16 protein-coding genes are annotated in these 16,478 nt (G+C 64.2%); all 16 read left to right on the forward strand.

Annotated elements, in window-relative coordinates:
• Nucleotides 1-4: 4 nt before the first annotated feature.
• The 16 genes from J8G26_RS08970 to J8G26_RS09045 all read left to right on the forward strand — a co-directional run bounded on the left by J8G26_RS08970 (nucleotide 5) and on the right by J8G26_RS09045 (nucleotide 16,413).
• Complete coding sequence (locus J8G26_RS08970) at nucleotides 5-940, forward strand: YdaU family protein (RefSeq protein ID WP_210568676.1); 936 nt, start codon at nucleotides 5-7, stop codon at nucleotides 938-940.
• A complete protein-coding gene (locus tag J8G26_RS08975; RefSeq protein ID WP_210568677.1) occupies nucleotides 933-1,391 on the forward strand; it encodes a hypothetical protein in 459 nt (152 codons plus the stop codon). Before J8G26_RS08970 ends, J8G26_RS08975 begins: the two co-directional genes overlap by 8 nt.
• Nucleotides 1,392-1,538: 147 nt before the next feature.
• A complete protein-coding gene (locus J8G26_RS08980; RefSeq protein ID WP_210568678.1) occupies nucleotides 1,539-2,099 on the forward strand; it encodes a hypothetical protein in 561 nt (186 codons plus the stop codon).
• Nucleotides 2,096-4,126 (forward strand): phage terminase large subunit family protein, encoded by a 2,031-nt coding sequence (locus J8G26_RS08985; protein WP_210568679.1) that lies wholly within the window; start codon nucleotides 2,096-2,098, stop codon nucleotides 4,124-4,126. Before J8G26_RS08980 ends, J8G26_RS08985 begins: the two co-directional genes overlap by 4 nt.
• A gap of 17 nt (nucleotides 4,127-4,143) precedes the next feature.
• Complete coding sequence (locus J8G26_RS08990) at nucleotides 4,144-4,449, forward strand: Mor transcription activator family protein (RefSeq protein ID WP_210568680.1); 306 nt, start codon at nucleotides 4,144-4,146, stop codon at nucleotides 4,447-4,449.
• 49 nt (nucleotides 4,450-4,498) lie between these two features.
• Nucleotides 4,499-4,741 carry a hypothetical protein gene (locus J8G26_RS08995; RefSeq protein ID WP_210568681.1) on the forward strand — a complete coding sequence of 81 codons (243 nt, stop codon included), beginning with the start codon at nucleotides 4,499-4,501 and terminating at the stop codon, nucleotides 4,739-4,741.
• 5 nt (nucleotides 4,742-4,746) lie between these two features.
• Nucleotides 4,747-6,354: a phage portal protein gene (locus J8G26_RS09000; RefSeq protein ID WP_210568682.1), complete on the forward strand. Its 1,608-nt coding sequence runs from the start codon at nucleotides 4,747-4,749 to the stop codon at nucleotides 6,352-6,354.
• A complete protein-coding gene (locus tag J8G26_RS09005) occupies nucleotides 6,351-7,721 on the forward strand; it encodes a S49 family peptidase (protein ID WP_210568683.1) in 1,371 nt (456 codons plus the stop codon). The genes J8G26_RS09000 and J8G26_RS09005 overlap by 4 nt, the downstream gene beginning before the upstream one ends.
• A gap of 27 nt (nucleotides 7,722-7,748) precedes the next feature.
• Nucleotides 7,749-8,129: a head decoration protein gene (locus tag J8G26_RS09010; protein WP_210568684.1), complete on the forward strand. Its 381-nt coding sequence runs from the start codon at nucleotides 7,749-7,751 to the stop codon at nucleotides 8,127-8,129.
• Between the two features lie 35 nt (nucleotides 8,130-8,164).
• Nucleotides 8,165-9,178: a major capsid protein gene (locus J8G26_RS09015; RefSeq protein WP_210568685.1), complete on the forward strand. Its 1,014-nt coding sequence runs from the start codon at nucleotides 8,165-8,167 to the stop codon at nucleotides 9,176-9,178.
• Nucleotides 9,179-9,183: 5 nt separating this feature from the next.
• A complete protein-coding gene (locus J8G26_RS09020) occupies nucleotides 9,184-9,501 on the forward strand; it encodes a hypothetical protein (RefSeq protein ID WP_210568686.1) in 318 nt (105 codons plus the stop codon).
• Nucleotides 9,502-9,516: 15 nt separating this feature from the next.
• Nucleotides 9,517-9,927, forward strand: a complete 411-nt coding sequence (locus J8G26_RS09025; RefSeq protein ID WP_210568687.1) for a hypothetical protein — start codon at nucleotides 9,517-9,519, stop codon at nucleotides 9,925-9,927.
• Between the two features lie 21 nt (nucleotides 9,928-9,948).
• Nucleotides 9,949-10,737 (forward strand): hypothetical protein, encoded by a 789-nt coding sequence (locus J8G26_RS09030; protein WP_210568688.1) that lies wholly within the window; start codon nucleotides 9,949-9,951, stop codon nucleotides 10,735-10,737.
• Between the two features lie 216 nt (nucleotides 10,738-10,953).
• Nucleotides 10,954-14,007: a tape measure protein gene (locus J8G26_RS09035; protein WP_246881314.1), complete on the forward strand. Its 3,054-nt coding sequence runs from the start codon at nucleotides 10,954-10,956 to the stop codon at nucleotides 14,005-14,007.
• A 6-nt stretch (nucleotides 14,008-14,013) separates the two neighbouring features.
• A complete protein-coding gene (locus tag J8G26_RS09040) occupies nucleotides 14,014-14,403 on the forward strand; it encodes a hypothetical protein (protein ID WP_246881315.1) in 390 nt (129 codons plus the stop codon).
• 6 nt (nucleotides 14,404-14,409) lie between these two features.
• Nucleotides 14,410-16,413 (forward strand): hypothetical protein, encoded by a 2,004-nt coding sequence (locus J8G26_RS09045; RefSeq protein ID WP_210568690.1) that lies wholly within the window; start codon nucleotides 14,410-14,412, stop codon nucleotides 16,411-16,413.
• Nucleotides 16,414-16,478 lie beyond the last annotated feature (65 nt).

Genomic DNA, 16,478 nt, shown 5'->3' on the forward strand with positions numbered 1-16,478 from the left:
GGCCATGAATCACTACCCGCACCACATTGGCGACTTTAACAGTGCGACCCGCCATTTAACGTTCGTTGAACGGGCGTTGTACCGGGAACTGCTGGATGTCTATTACGACACCGAACGACCGCTGAACGCTGATGCAAACAAGCTCGCACGGCGCGTGCTCGCGCACACCGAAGAGCAGCGCGCAGCCCTTGCTGTGGTGCTGGAAGAGTTCTTTGAGCTGCAGGACGACGGCTGGCACAACGCGCGCTGCGACCGTGAATTGGCCGCTTATCGTCAAAAACAAGAGCAGCAAAGCAGCGCGGGCAAAGCGTCTGCGGCCAAAAGGAAGAAAACAGCGGGAAGCGCTGATGGAGGTGGCGAGGCAGCAAAAAACGAATCTGCCACTGGTTCAACGCCCGTTGAACGCCCGTTGAACGACCGAACCACCAACCAGAACCAGAACCAGAACCATATAAAAGAGACTTCGTCTCCAAAAACCGGCGGCGATGCAACGGTCGTTCAACCGCCCGCCGACACGGTGCCCAAGTCGGCGGGCGATTGGTCCATCGCGTTTGGCCGGGAGTTCGGGGTAGAGGTCGACCCGCTCGACGCCAGAGACCGAAAAAAGTTCTGGCCCATCGCCACGGCTTGGGCCAATGCGGGCGTCACGCTGGGCCAGATGCGCGCCGCAGTGCAGCGAGCGCATGGCGAGGCCACCGAGGGCATCGCCTACCTGCCCGCCTACGTTGACCGGGTGCTGGCCAGCATGATCGCACCCCCTGCCGAATCGCGGGCCGAATCCGCAGCGCGGGCCCGCATGCAGCAGGCCGCGCCCCTGGCTGCATCGCAGGCGCCAGCCCCCGCCACCGCGCCCGTGGTGATGGCCGATGGATACCAGTTTTTCCAGCAACAGGCCGCAGGCGTGCAGGCGCTGCAGCTCATGGAGGCTTCCTATGCATAACCCCGACTTTGTGGTGCAAATCCATTCGGCCCTGGCCGTGCGGTATGGCCGACGATGGCTGGCCATGTGGGCGGGCATTGACATGGAGCTGGTGCGTGCAGACTGGCGCCGTCAGCTGCGCGAGTTCGCAGACAACCCCATGGCTGTGATGCACGCCCTTGACCACTTGCCCGAGCTGGTGCCCACCGCCACCGAGTTCCGCACGCTGTGCGCTGCTGCGCCACGGCCCGCATGGGCGCCACTGCCCGCGCCAGTGACCAGCGATCAAGGCAAGGCAGCGCTGCGCGATCTGCTGGCCCGCCTGCGTGCGCCTGGTGCGGTTGGTGTGCGTGGGCGTGGGTGGTCTGAGTCTGTGCTGCAGCGCGAAGAGCAAGGCGCCCGCCTATCGCCCACCGTGCGCGCCATGGCCATGAGCGCGCGGCGCGATGCATCAAGCGGCGGCGGCGTGTGATGGCCGGCCCGGTTGCAGCCGACCGACGGCGCGCCCCCACCCCCGCCTTCGGGTCCTCCCCAGCTTCCCCCAGTGCGGGTAATTCGAACCCCGATGTCGCGCTAGTGTGTGGGCGGGGTAAATGGTGAATGGTGCATGGTGAATGCTATGAATGAACCTTCACAGGCAGCTATCGGCAGGGCTCTCGGGTTGTCTCCGGCGGCCATCACCAAGCTCAAGGGGCAGGGCATGCCGGTGCATTCGGTGGAGGCCGCCCAGGCGTGGCGCGAGGCGCGGCAGAACGTGGCTGCGCGCAAGCCGCTGCCGGCTGCTGCGCCCATGCCTGCGCTGGCCGCGCCGCCTGCGCGTGGGCCAGTGTTCCCGCCCAGCGCCTTCCCGCCGCCAGACATGCCCGACGATCTGCTGGAAGACCACGATGCCGCCCGCACTCGCCTGCGCATTGCCGAAGCCAACATGGCCGAGATGAACGAGGCCAAGATGCGGCGCGAGATGATCAACGTGGCCGTGGTCGAGCGCCAGCTGGCCACCGACTACGCCACCACCCGCGATGCGCTGCTGCAGATCCCGGCGCGCATGGCGCCACTGCTGGCCAGCGAAACCGATACCGCCACCATCCACACCCTGCTGGATGCCGAGATCCACCAGGCGCTTTGCAATCTGGCCGGCACGGCTGACCAAGCCAAGCATGCCGAAGGGGCGTTTGATTGACCGCCCGCGACATCCCCGACGCTGAGCTGCTGTTTGCAGATGTGATGGGCCGCGTGCGCGGCCAGTTCCTCGCCCCACCCCCCCGCATCGACACCGCCGAATGGGCCGCCCGCTACCGCCACATCGCCAAAGGCCCCGAGCGCGGCCCCTGGCGCAACGAGCGCACGCCCTACCTGGTCGAGCCCATGCAGTGCGCCAGCAGCCACACACCGTATGAGCGCGTGGTGCTGTGGTTCGCCACCCAGCTGGGCAAGTCCGAAGTGCTTTACAACGCCGTCATGCAGCGGATCCACACCGACCCGCAAGACATGATGATGGTGCAGCCCACCCTGCAAGACGCGCAAGACCACAGCGCCCAGCGCTTCCTGCCCACCATCATGCAAACCCCGGCCATGCACGGCAAGGTGGCCGTGCGCAAAAGCCGAGACGAGTCCACCAGCTGGCGCAGCCGCAGCATTCAGGGCGGCTTCACGGTGTTCTTTGGCGGGGCCAACAGCGCCAGCTCCCTGGCATCCAAGCCGCTCGGCTTCGCCGTGGCCGACGAGGTCGACAAGTGGCCCGCCGACGTGGACAACGAGGGCCCGCCCCTGGGCCTGCTCGAAGAGCGCATGAGCAACTTTGCCCGGCGCAAACTCATCATCGCCAGCACCTGCAACATCAAAGGCCAAAGCACCATCGAGCGCGAATACCTCGCCAGCGACCAGCGCCAATACCATGTGCCCTGCCCACACTGCGGCGAAGCCCAGGTGCTGCTGTGGGGCGCCAAAACCGACTGGGGCATCAAGTGGCTCAAAACCGCCGCAGGCAAGGCCCGCCCTGAAACCGCCGTCTACATCTGCCGCCACTGCGGCGGCGCAATTGAAGAACACCGCAAAGACAGCATGCTCGCCCAAGGCATCTGGGTGCCACAGGCGGCCGGGGCAGGGCAGGGCAAGCGCGCCGGGTTCTGGCTCAACAAGCTCTACAGCCCACTCGGCTGGAAAAGCTGGGAAAGCCTGGTCGAAGAATGGGAAGCCGCCCAAGAAGCCCGCCAGGTGGGCAACAGCGCCCCCCTCAAAAAGTTCCTCAATTCCTCCCTGGCCGAAACCTGGGAAGAAACCGGTACCGGCGCCGACAGCCGCGCCCTGGCCGCCCGCGCTGAAGACTACGACTTTGGCACCGTGCCACGCGGCGGCCTCATGCTCACCATGGGCGTAGACACCCAGCCCGACCGCCTCGAAGCCCGCGTGTGGGCCTGGGGCCGCGGCGAAGAAAGCTGGCTCGTGGCCCGCCACATCATCTACGGCGACCCCAACCTCGACGAAGGCACCGAAGGCAGCCCATGGACGCGCCTCACTGAAATCCGCCGTACCCCCATCGTGCACAGCACCAGCGGCGCGCAAATGCTGATCGAAGCCACCGGCGTAGACACCGGCGGCCACAACACCCACGCCGTTTACAGCTACTGCCGCGCCCACGCCCATGCCCAGGTGCTGGCCCTGAAGGGCGCCAGCCAATACGGCAAACCCATCATCAGCAAGCCCAGCAACATCGACATCAACTGGCGCGGCCGCACCATCGCCAACGGCGTCAAGCTCTGGCCCATCGGCACCGACACCGCCAAGCACCTGCTGTACGGCCGCATGCGCCTCACGCAAGTGGGCCCTGGCTACGTGCATGTGCCCAGGGCACTGGTGGGCACCGACGAATTCGAGCAAATGACCGCCGCCCGTCTCATACCCGTGGTGGTGCAAGGCAAAGCCAGTATGCGCTGGGTGACACCGCAGGGCCACCGCGAAGAAGGCGGCGACTGCTTCATCTACGCCTACGCCATGGCCTGCCACCTGGGCATTCAAACCTACCGCGAACCCAGCTGGCAGCGGCGTGAACAGAAGTTCGCGCCCGTCAATGCGGATTTGTTTACGGTTCCGGCACCCAGCGCACAGCCAGCCAGCGCAGCAAGCTACGAAAACAGTAGCGAAGAACGCCCAGCACCCATGCCCGCACTCACCACGGATGCGGCGCTGTTTGCTCCCATCGCCCTGTAGCACAACTTCCCAGCAACATGCACAAACCATCACCCTGCGCCGCGCCTGCAATCGACCTGTTCAGCCTGATCGAAAACGAGGCGCGCGCCGTGGCGGCCGCGTTCGGTGTCAAAACGGCGAACGAAATTGCCGCCGCGCTGGTTGACCGCCTGCACCACCAGGTGCATGGCGACCGCATCTATGTGGCCAAGCGCAGCAGATCGCGCAGGCAAGAGGTCTATGCCGCCATGCTGCGTGAGTTCGACGGAGCCAATCTGTCCGAGGTGGCTGCGCGCCACGGGTACAGCCGGGCGCAGGCCTACCGGATTCTTGTTAAAAAATAGTCTCATTTTTGGGTGTAAATGAGACGCCCACCCCGGCAAAGTGCCGGGCATGGGAACCTACAGCCGCCACACCACCGAAGAACTCCAGGCCATCCGTGCGCGCCTGAGTGCATCGTTGATTGACCGGCTCACCGCCCCCACATCGGCTAGCTACAACGGAGGCAGCGCCTCACGCTCTGCGCAGTTTGCGCAAGTGCCCGAAGAAATCCGCAAAGAGCTGCGCGCTATAGACGCAGAGCTTGACCGCCGCAGCGGTACCGCACCACGTGGCCCCATCTACATGGCGGGCTGACCAGCATGGCCAAACGCACCCGTCGCCCGCAAAGCCTCGCTGCCGCCATGCCATCGGCCGGTGCATCCATGGCGGGCTCCTACCAAAGTGCTGGCCAAGACCTGGCCACACTTGACTGGAACCCGGTGGCGGCCAGTGCAGATGCCGACCTGCTGCCCGACCTGCAAACCCTCACCGCCCGCTCGCGCGACCTCAGCCGCAACAACGGTCTCATGGGCGGCGCCATGCAGACCATGCGCGACAACATCGTCGGCTCGGTGCTGCGCCTCAGCTGCACGCCCGACTACCGGCTGCTGGGCTGGGAGCGCGAATACGCCCGCGAGTGGGGCAACTTGGTTGAGGCCAAATTCCGCAGCTGGGGCGAGACCACAGAATGCGATGCCTCGCGCTCGCTCAACCTGCTGGGCATGACCCTGCAGGCCCTGGGCGGCGCAATGCTCAACGGCGACAGCCTCGCCCTGCCGCTGTGGCTGCCCCGTGCGGGCACGCGCTGGAACACCCGCATCATGACCATGGAGGCTGACCGCCTCAGCACCCCCGTGGGCATGGAGCACCGCGCCGACATTCGCGGCGGCATCGAGTTCGACACCTATGGTGCGCCTGTCGCGTACCACATCCTCAAACGCCACCCCGGCGATGCATACGGCCTGTTCGGTGCCTATGGTGCCCGCATGTTGGAGTGGGACCGCGTGCCCGCCTTCACCGCCTGGGGCCGCCAGCGCGTCATCCACCTACACGACAAAGAGCGCACCGGCCAATCGCGCGGCCGCCCCATCGTGTCTGCGGTGATGCGCGAATTTCACATGGCCGGCAAATACGCCAGCAACGAGCTCGAAGCCAGCCTTGCCAACTCGCTGGTTGCAGCATTCCTCGAATCGGACCTCGACCCAGAATCCGCCGGTGCTCTGTTCGGGCAAGACCCGCGCGCCGCCTGGGGCCAGTCGGTGCAGCAGGCGCAGCACATCCGCAAGATGAAGGGCGCCGCCATCATCCCGCTGCCCGTGGGTGCACGCGTCAGCAGCTTCACGCCGGGGCGCCCCAACCAGGCATTCGAGGCCTTCATGCTCGCCAGCCTGCGCCACATCGCCGCAGGCATGAATTTGCCCTACGAGCTGCTGCTCAAAGACTTCAGCAAAACCAGCTGGTCCAGCGCCCGCGCCTCTCTGCTCGAAGCTTGGCGCTACTTCCACGGCCGCCGCCGCTGGCTCACCGACTACTGGCTGCGCCCCATCTATGAGCTGTGGTTCGAAGAGGCCGTCAACGCAGGCGAGATCGAGGCCCCTGGCTTCTACCAGAACAAATACGCCTACCTGCGCGCCCGCTTCATCTTCGGTGGCCGTGGCTGGGTGGACCCGGTCAAAGAAGCCCAGGCCGCCGTCATCCGCATGAATGCAGGACTTTCCACATTGGAAAAGGAATGCGCAGAGCAGGGCGACGACTACGAAGAAGTGCTCGACCAACGGGCGTTGGAGCGCGACATGAAGCTGGCGCGCGGCCTTCCTTTGAGCGAAGACGCCGCCAGTGCGGCCGCCCTCACGGCAGCCACTGCCGGGGGCGACGACGAAGACAGCGCCGCCCCGGCGGGCGCGCCACAACAACAAGGCGACCGATGAAATACCCCCACCTGGCCGCGCGCATTTTCAACACGCCGCTTCTCATCCACCCGCAAAAGCTCGATGCCATCATCGCCGGCCTGGGCGAGCGCCTGGCTGGCGGCCCGCTGCGCCTGGTTGATGCTGCTGGCCAGCCCATGGCACAGGCCGCAGGTCCTGAAATGTTCAGCACTCGCCGTGGTGAAAGCACCGAACGCGGCTATCGCATCGTGGATGGCGTGGCCGTGCTTGGCATCGGCGGCGCACTGGTGCACCGCACCCGCCTGGAAGCCGACAGCACCATGCTGCTGGGTTATAACGACCTGGCCGCCACCCTCGAAGACGCCATGGCGCACCCCGACGTGCACGCCGTGCTGCAGGTGTATGACAGCCCAGGCGGCGAAGTGCAGGGCGCATTTGAGTATGCCCAGCGTGTGCACGCCCTGCGCGGCAGCAAGCCAATGCGCGCCATTGCAGACGGCATGGCCGCATCGGCCGCCTACCTGGGCGCCAGCGCTGCAGACGAAATAGCGGTCACCACCACCGGTTATGCCGGCAGTGTCGGCGTAGTCATGCGCCATGTGGACTTCTCGCGCGCCTTGGCCAACGACGGCATCGCCGTCACACACATCTTTGCCGGTGCCCACAAGGTTGACGGCAACCCCTTCGAGCCACTGCCCGCCGCCGTGCAGGCCGAGTTGCAGGGCGACATCAACGAGCTTTACGACATGTTCATCCAGGCCGTCGCCACACAGCGCGGCATGGCTGCAGACGCCGTTCGCAAAACACAGGCCGCCACCTATCGCGGCGTGGCAGCCATTGCTGCAGGGCTGGCAGATCGCATCAGCACGACCGACCAAATGATTTCCGAACTGGCCGCGCTTCGCGCACGGTCTTACCCCGCCGGGCCAACGGCCCGATCCACCGCCACCACGACAGGAGACCACATGTCAGGCACCACCACCCAAGCACCGGCGGGCGCAGCACCCAACGCCGCCACCGCCACTACCACCACAGCCACCGCGCAAGTCGCTGCCACTTTTGCGCAGGCAGACATCGACCAGGCGCGCGCCGCAGGCCATCAGGCAGGCGCTGCAGCTGAGCGCGAACGCACCAGCGCCATCCTCGGCCACGCCGGGGCTGCAGCCAATATGGCCATGGCCGTGCAATGTGTGCAGCTTGGCCTCAGCACAGAGCAAGCCTCTGCCTTGCTGGGCGCTCAGCCTGCTGCCGCCGCTCCAGCCGCCTCGGCATCTCAAAACACCTTCTTTGCTGCCATGGGCGCCGTGGGCAACCCGGCTGTGTCGGGCGTTGAGGCAGCGGCCACAGGTGCAACCGACGAGGCCGCCCTGGCCGCCCAAGTCATCGCAGCCCACCGCGCGCGCTGATCCCGCATCTAAAACAGGAGAAACAGCATGGACCACAAAGCCAGCTTCAAAACCGAAGGCACCTACGTGCCAGACAGCCTCGTTGCAGGCAACGCCCACCTGCTGGTGGCGCGCACCGTCACCATTGTCAGCGGACAGAACCTGGTGCGCGGCGCAGTCATTGGCAAGATCACCACGGGCGGCAAATACCAGCTCAGCCTCTCGGCCGCTGCTGATGGCAGCCAAGTGCCAGACCTCATCCTTGCGGAAGACTGCGACGCTACCTCTGCAGATAAGCCTGCCCTGGCGTACTCACGCGGCGACTTCAACGCCAACGCGCTCACGCTGGGCACCGCCCACACCGTCGCCAGCATCACCGAAGGCCTGCGCGCCAAGGGCATCGCCCTGCTGCCCGCCGTTTCTGCCTAACTCGCCTCACCACCTCACCACGGAGCCGCACCACCATGGACATTTTTACCACTGGCGTCCTCGCCCGCGTCGTTGCCGAGCTGCCCGCGCCGCAGCCATTCATTTTCAATTCGTTCTTCACTGCGCTGCAGACCGAAACCAGCGAAGAAATCCATTTCGACGTAGCCAACGGCTCGCGCCGCCTGGCCCCCTTTGTCTCGCCCATCGTGGCGGGCAAGGTGGTGCAATCCCAGGGCCACACCACACAGGCCTTCAAGCCCGCTTACATCAAAGACAAGCGCGTGTTTGATGGCAGCCGTCCCTTCAAGCGTTCCATTGGCGAGCGCATTGGCGGCGAACTTAACCCAGCCCAGCGCCTGCAAGCCCTGCTGGCCACCGATCTGCAAGACCAGATCGACATGCTCACCCGCCGCCAGGAAGTCATGGCCACCGAAGCCTTGCTCACTGGCAAGGTGGTGGTTGAGGGCGACATGTACCCCAAGGTTGAACTCGACTTCGGGCGCCATGCAGACCTCACCAAAAAGCTGCTCACCACGGCGCGCTGGGGCGAGTCTGGTGTTGATCCGCTCAAAGACATCGAAGACTGGTCCATGCTGGTAACCCAGCACTCCGGCGCCAATGCCAACACCATTGTCATGGATGCAAAAGCCTGGCGCCTGTTCAGTGCATCCGCTAGCGTCACCAAGCTGCTCGATCGCTTCCGTGGAAACGACCAGCTCAACCCCACCGTATCGGGAGAAGGCGGCCGCTACATGGGCAACATCGGCAACTTCGACATCTGGGTTTACGCTGGCTGGTATGAGCACCCTGACACCAAGGTGCTCACCCCCTACCTGCCAGATCACACCGTCATCATCACCAGCCCAGAGCTGGAAGGAACCCGCGCCTATGGCGCCATTCGTGACGAAGAAGCGGGCTTTCAGGCCGTGCCTTACTTTGCGAAATCGTGGGTTGAGAAAGACCCCGCAGTGCGCTACCTGCTGCTGCAGTCCGCGCCGCTGCCGGTTCCCTACCGCGTCAACGCCGCCATGGCCGCAACGGTGCGCTGATCGCCATGACTGCTCGCCCCTTGAACCCCTTTGCGCTGGTGGAGCAATCCCTTAACGCGGGTGTGCAATCCATGCTGGCCAACGCCACGGCAGTGCACCTGGGTGGCGAGCCTTTCGGCGTCCTGCTCGACCGCACCAGCGCCGACTCCTTCGGCGCCGCAGTCGATACAGCCGCCCTCACCGTGGCGTATTGCATTGCCAACACGCCGGGCATCAAAGAAGGCAGCGAGCTGGTGATTGACGGCGTTGCCCACATCGTCACCGGCCCCGTGCAGCCCGACGCGGGCGGCTGGGTTGTGCTGACCGTGTACCCCAAGGCATAAGCCAGGCGCTGACCCATGCTCTCCCTCGCCACCCCCCTCAAGTCCCGCCTGCAGGCCCTGCCAGCCCTCACCGGCTGGGCCGTGCGCACCAACGCAGAAGACGTTGAACGCGCCCCCGTGCCTGCTGCAGACCTGCGCTGCCTGGGTGCAAACGTGGCAGACCGGCGCGGCACAGGCGTGCTGGTCTCGCCTGAGTGGACGGTGACGCTCATCGTGCGCCGCAGCGACACCGCCGCCGAGCAAATCGACACCGCCCTGGCCGCCGTCATCGGGGCCCTGCATGGCTGGATGCCCGGCCAGCAGCAGGGCAGGGGCTGGGAGCCATTGGCCCTCACCCGCATCAGCGAACCCATGCTGGCCACCGAAGGGCTGGTGGGCTACGAGCTCGTCTTTTCCACCACCGCCCTCTATCGCGGGCAAGAGTAAACCCATTTTCAGGAGGCCCCCATGCCCATCCAGCACGTCAAAAACGAATACCTCATCCCCCGCGGCCGCGTGTATTTCGACCCCTTCGACGCCAACGAACAGCTCACCGGCGAAATCGCCCTGGGCAACTGCCCCGGCATCACCCTGAGCATCAGCACCGAAAAATCCGACCACTTCTCCAGCGAGACCGGCCTGCGCCAAAAAGACGGTTCTTGGGTCATTCAGGTCGACCGCACCGGCACCGTCAACTGCGACAACTTCAGCCCGTCCAACGCCGCGCTGTGGCTGTCTGGCACGCTCGAGAAAAAGACCCAGGCCGCCACGCCCGTCACCGGCGAGCTGCGCAACGTCATCCCAGGCCGCCAATACCAGCTGGGCGCCACCGCAGCCAACCCCCTGGGCGTGCGCAACGTCAGTGTGGTCACCGTCAAGGACGAGGCAGGCACCGCTACCTACATCGCAGGCACCGACTACAACCTCGACCTTGAAACCGGCCGGGTGCAGATCATCGAAGGCGGCGCCATCGTTGCGGGCAAAGTGCAGTTTGGCTACACGCCCGTGGCGGCCTCGTTCGAGTCGGTCAAGTCCGGCGGCAAATCTGAGCTGCAAGGCGCGCTGCGCGTGGTGTCCGACAACGCCACCGGCGGCAACCGCGACTGGTACCTGCCCAAAGTCACCCTCACCCCCAGCGGCGACCTGGCCCTGATTGCCGAGGGCACCGACGTGGTCGCCATGGAATTCGGCCTCGAAGCCCTCAAGCCCGCCAACGGCGAAGCCATCTACTGCGACGGCCGCCCCGTCGTCGTCTAAGCCCAACCCACCACGGCGCCCCGCGCGCCGTGCGCCTTCCAGTGCCGCCCATGCAAAACGGCGGCAGTTGAAGCCGCCGCACTGCCCAAACCTACCCGAGACCGCCCGCCAATGGCAACGAAGCCAATCGAAATCCTGATCGAAGCAAAAACCACGGGTGATGCTGAGATCAACGCGCTCAACAAGCAGCTGGATGATCTCAGCTCGCAGCAGGAGTTGATTGCCAATTTCGTCAAGGTCAAGAAAGAAACGGAAGAGGCTGCCGCTGCCTTCGCTGCAGCGCAGGCAAATGCTCAGAAACTTGGGCGGGAGTTGGCCGCCACAAGTAACCCCACCAAAACGCAGGCAGCAGAATTTGCCCGTGCGCGCGATGCGGTCAACGGCACCAAAGATGCGTACCAATCCGCTCAATTGAAGCTGCAGGGCTTGCGTGGCGCGCTGAAAGAAAACAACATCGAAACGACTGGCTTGGCGCAAAAGCAGGCCGCGTTGCGAAAAGGTGTCAGCGAGGTAGAGGCATCGGTGGCAAGCGCCAGCGCCCGTCTGAAAGAAATGGGTGGTGCAGGCCAAAAAGCTGGAATTGACACAGCCCAGGCAACCGACCGCGCATCAAACAGCACAAAAATCTATCAGGGCGCGCTGAAAGAAATTGCAGGCGCTGTGGCTGGTGCGTTCGCCGTTGGTAAGGTGGTCGATTTCGCCAAAAGTGTCGGCGAAATATCGGACCAGTACAAAAACTTGCAAGCGCGCGTGCAACTGGTCACTGGTGAGGGCGATAACTTTGCCAATGCCTGGCAGGGGGTCACTGATGTGGCCTTGCGCACGCACAGTGCGCTGGAAGAAACCGGCGTGCTCTTCACGCGCTTGGTGCAGGCTGGCAAAGATGCTGGCATGTCAACGGCCGCCGCCACCGAGCAGTCTTTGGCCTTGACGGAAACGATCAACCAGGCCATTCAGCTCAGCGGCGCAAGTGCTGGGGCATCCAGCGCAGCCATCACACAGCTTGTGCAAGGCCTTCAGGGCGGCGTGCTGCGCGGCGACGAATTCAATTCGATCATGGAGCAGAGCCCGCGTCTCGCGCGTGCGCTGGCAGATGGCCTGGGTGTGACAACAGGCGAGTTGCGCAAGATGGCAGAGGCTGGCGCACTCACCAGCGAAACAGTCATCGGGGCGCTCAAGGGGCAAAGTGACGCTGTATCGTCTGAATTCAGCAAGCTGCCGCCCACGGTTGGCCGGGCTCTGCAAGACTTGTCCACACAGTGGACGTTGTATGTGGCAGAGACAGACAAGGCTACAGGGGCCAGCACAGCCGCAGCCTCTGTCATCAACGCGCTGGCGGGCAACCTCAACACTATTGCGGGCCTTTTGATTGATGCGGGGCAGGCTGCAGCCGGTTTTGCTGCCCTTCAGTTGGCGAAGCACTTTCTTGGCATTGGTGCCGCTGCACAGCAGGCTGCTGTTGCAGTGGCCGCCCACAACGTTCAGATGGCAGCCACCGGCGCAGCAGCAAACGCTGCGGCTGTGGGTGCGGGGCGTTTTGCTTCTATCTTGCGCGGCTTGCGCACGTTCACGCTGATTGGTCTTGCTGTCAATTTCAAAGACATCGGCACATGGATTGGTGAGACAACCGCCAAGTTGGTTGGCTACAAGGACCGGACGGAAGAGCTGGCACGCGCTGACAAGCTGGCAGCCGATATTGCAAAGGAGGCCGCCTCTGATCGTGTGCGCCTTGCCGCTGCAATACAGACCGCGATTGACAAACAGTTCGAGCTATCGAAAGCGGCGCGTGCAGGCGTTGCTGAGTTTGAGAAGCTGACAAAAGAAGGGGCCAGCTCGGCCGAGGCGCTAAAAAAAGTCGCCGCAGCTTTTGATCTAAGCAATGTTCAAGGGATCAAAGACTTTTCTGCGACGCTCGACAAATTGACGGCTGACGGCAAGGTGTCGGCGTCAGAGATTGAAAAGGCTTGGGCGCAAGCGCTGAGCGGCAAAGACCTCGCGCAATTTGAAGTGATGGCCCGCGCTGCCTTTTCAGGCTCTGCCCGTGAAGGCGAGCGTGTAGCGCAGATGATGGATGGCATTTTGCGTGAATCCGTCAAGCGTACAGGGCTCGACTTCGATGGTTTGCAAGGGAAGATAGGCGCTGCCTCTCGCAGCGCCCTGAACGATCTTGAGGCCATCATCGGCGGGCTTGATCGCCTCGAATCCCAGGGCGTGGACACCGGCCGCGTGCTGGCGGCAAGCATCACCAAAGCCATCGACACCGCAGACGGACAAAAGGCCATTGATGCTGTGATCGCGCGCATTGAGTCCATGCGCAAGCAGCTCGGTGACAAAGTGACAGACGGCCTGCTCGACCAGGCCAAGCAAAAAGCACAAGAACTGGGTGATGCGCTGGACAAGGCCAAGCCAGGCATCAACAGCGTTGCAGAGGCGATGAAGGCGCTTGGGGTCACCAGTGATGAATCTTTGAGGCGCACAGCAGCTACCGCAAAGGACGCTTACGACAAGCTCAAAGAAAGCGGTACCGCCAGCGCACGCGAGCTGCAAGATGGCTTCAAAAAGACGGCTGACGCCATCATTGCCGCCAACAGCGGCGTCGCTACCGAATGGGTCAATAACGAGGCCGCAGCGCGTGGCTACAAAGTCGAGGTGGACGCTGCAGGCAAAGCCACCGTGGTATTCATGGATGCTGCAAAGGGCGCCGTCAAAGGGGTGGAAAAGGCAGTCATTGATGTCTCGGCAGCCCTCAAGCAAATGGGCATCGACGCCGCCACCGCCAGCCAGCAGGTCAAAGACCTGGCCGCCGCCGGGCAAATGCTGGCCGCTGCCGAACAGGCCCGCCGTGATGCCTACAACAAAGACCTCGAAGCCAGCAAGTTCATGAACCGGGGCAATATGAACCCGGTGGACGCGGTGCCGTCTTTCGAGTCGAAAGAACAGGCCGACGCCTGGCTGGCCGAGTGGGAAAAGCAGTACGCCAAGAACAACCCGTTCACCACCAAAACAGACGGATTCGGGCGCCAAACCACGCTGGCCGAGTGGCAAGCCGAGGTGGATGCAATTGCCCTGCGCAACACCATGAAGGGCAACGGTAACGCCACCACATCCACCCAGACCCCGCTCGAATCCATGCGCAGCGGCCAGACCGTCACGATCAACCTGCAGCAAAACGGCAGGGACTACGGCCAGATGAACACCGATGCCTCTGGCGCTGCGACTTTGCAGGCGTTCATGCGTGACCTTGCAGCCGCCAAAAGCACCGCCCAGTAACCCGCCATGCCCACCACCCACCACACCCTCGGCACCACCATCATCCCGCGCGGCATGGTGTGGGTGGACGAATTCGACTGGCACGCCGTCGAAAAATCCACCGAATACAGCCTCACCGGCGCGCTGCTGGTCGATGTGGCCACGCGCCAGGCGGGCCGCGCCATCACCCTGCAGGCCCAAGACGACGCCGGCTGGATCGCCCGCAGCGTGCTGCAAGCCCTTTACGCCCTGGCCGCAGACCCCGGCGCCGTGCACGCCCTGGCCCTGGCCGATGGCCGCACCTTCAACGTGCAATTTGCCCCCGGCACCCCCATCGAAGCCCGCCCCGTGGCCCGCCCCGAGCTGCCCACCGCCACCCACCCCTACGTCGCCACCGTGCGGCTGATCGAGGTTTAACAAAAAATGCCCATCCTCTCCGGCGACATCAAGCTCGTAGCCTCGCAAGTCATGGACGACGTGCCCGAGGGCGGCGGCGCCCCCACGGCTACGGCCATCGTCGATGGTGCCAGCAACGCCATCTTCCCGGACATCAGCGAGTTGGACCGCGCGGGCGGGCGCATCAACCTGCGCAAGCTGCATGTGCATGTGCAAACTGCCGACCGCGACACCTACCTGGGTGGCAACGTCATCGTGGCCGACCCGCCCGATGACCCGAACGTCTCGGTGACGTTGTTCTCGACCAAAGAAACCTTCGACCGCCGCGCCAGCGCCCAAAGCCGGGTGGAGGCCTACCTGAACAAAGGCCCCGAGTGGGCCGGGTACCTGTACGAAAACCACATCGCAGGCCAGCGCGTGATCCAGCTTTTCCAGCGGGTTACCGATGTGCTGCCCAATGTCGGCCAGACGCTGGTGCTGACCTGGAACGAGGGCAAGAGCGACCAGAAAGAGCAGTACGTGCGGGCGACCAAAGTCACCTCTGTCGAGCGCACCTTCACCGACAGCCAGGGCGACTACAAAGCCGCCATCGTCACCATGGACCTGAGCGATGCCCTGCGCGCAGACATGCCGGGTTCTCCCGCTACACGCTTCTTCACCCGCCTTGCCACCGGCACCAAAGTGCGCGACACCGTGGTGGCCGACGCAGGCAGCTACACCGGCGTAGTGCCGCTCACACAGGCTGCTGCCCTGGGCGACTTCACCGTCAAAAGCTCCACGATCTACACGCAACTGGTGCCCAGTGCTCAGACCGAAACGCCCCTGAGCGACATTCGCATGAACGGCCTCGCGCAAGCCCTGGTGGCCACGGGCGGGCCGCTCACGCGCACGCTGTCGCTGGGCTTCACAACATCGCAAAACCTGCACGTGGGCGGTCCCATCTACCCCGGCTCGCTCACGGTGGTGCGCGACGGCATCACCCTCGCCGACCTGGGCGGCACGCTGGTCAACGCCGGCGCGCAGGTGGGCACGGTGGATTACGGCAACGGCATTCTGGTCCTTACGGCCAATGTGTTCGGCACCGGCACCGGCACGCACCAGGTCACCTTCACGCCCGCAGAGCTGCCCGAGATGATCTCCGAGCAATCCATCGTGCCCATCACGGTCGAGGGTCGCAGCCTGAGCTATGCCTTCACCTTGGGCACGCCACCCCTGCCGCTCACAACCAATGTGGCATACCTTGCGCAAGGCCGCTGGTACACCCTGCGGGACGACGGCAGCGGGCGGCTGGCGGGCAACGACTCGGCCCACGGCGCGGGCACCGTCAACCACACCACCGGCTCTGTCGTCGTCACGCTGGGGGCCTTACCCGATGTGGGCAGCGCCCTGGTGGTGCAAGCGTATTCGGCCGTGCAGCAGTTTCCTGCCGCCACCGCGCCCCTGCTCAACAGCGGCAAAGCCTACATCCCCATCAACACCAGCGGCCTCATAAGCGAAGAACGTGGCAGCAAGGCCATTGCCCCCGGCTCCGTCACCGTGGGCTGGAGCCACAACGGCACCAAGGTTGCCATCGACGATGGCCTGGGCAATTTGACGGGCGACGCCACCGGCACCATCGACTATTCGGCGGGCGTGGTGCGCGTCAGCCCCAACGTGTTGCCACCACCCGGCACACCGCTGCTGCTGGATACCACCGCCAACACGGGGCTTGAATCCCCCGGCGTATCGCTGGGGTCGGCAGGGAACATCGGGGCCACCAATATCACTCCGGGCAGCGTGAGTTTTTGGGCGACGATTGACAGCCAGTACACCTGGGCTGCGTACTCTTTCTACGCGGCTGGGACTACCAATCGCTACGTGCAGTGGCGCTTTTCCGACCGCAATGAAAAGCTGTATATGAGCCCTGGTTACTGGGATTTCAGCCCCATAGAGTGCGGAACGATCAACTACGCCACGGGCGCTTTCACGCTGGCAATCCCCTCCAATTTGCCCGAAGTAGGCCAATCACCGTTGATTCAAGGGAGGTACTGATATGAGCATCGGCGGCGTTGCGAACTTCACGACGTACACATCATGGGACGGTATTGGTAGTGCGA

Origin of the sequence: Acidovorax sp. JG5, from assembly GCF_017939685.1 — a bacterium.
Classification (GTDB): domain Bacteria; phylum Pseudomonadota; class Gammaproteobacteria; order Burkholderiales; family Burkholderiaceae_C; genus Acidovorax.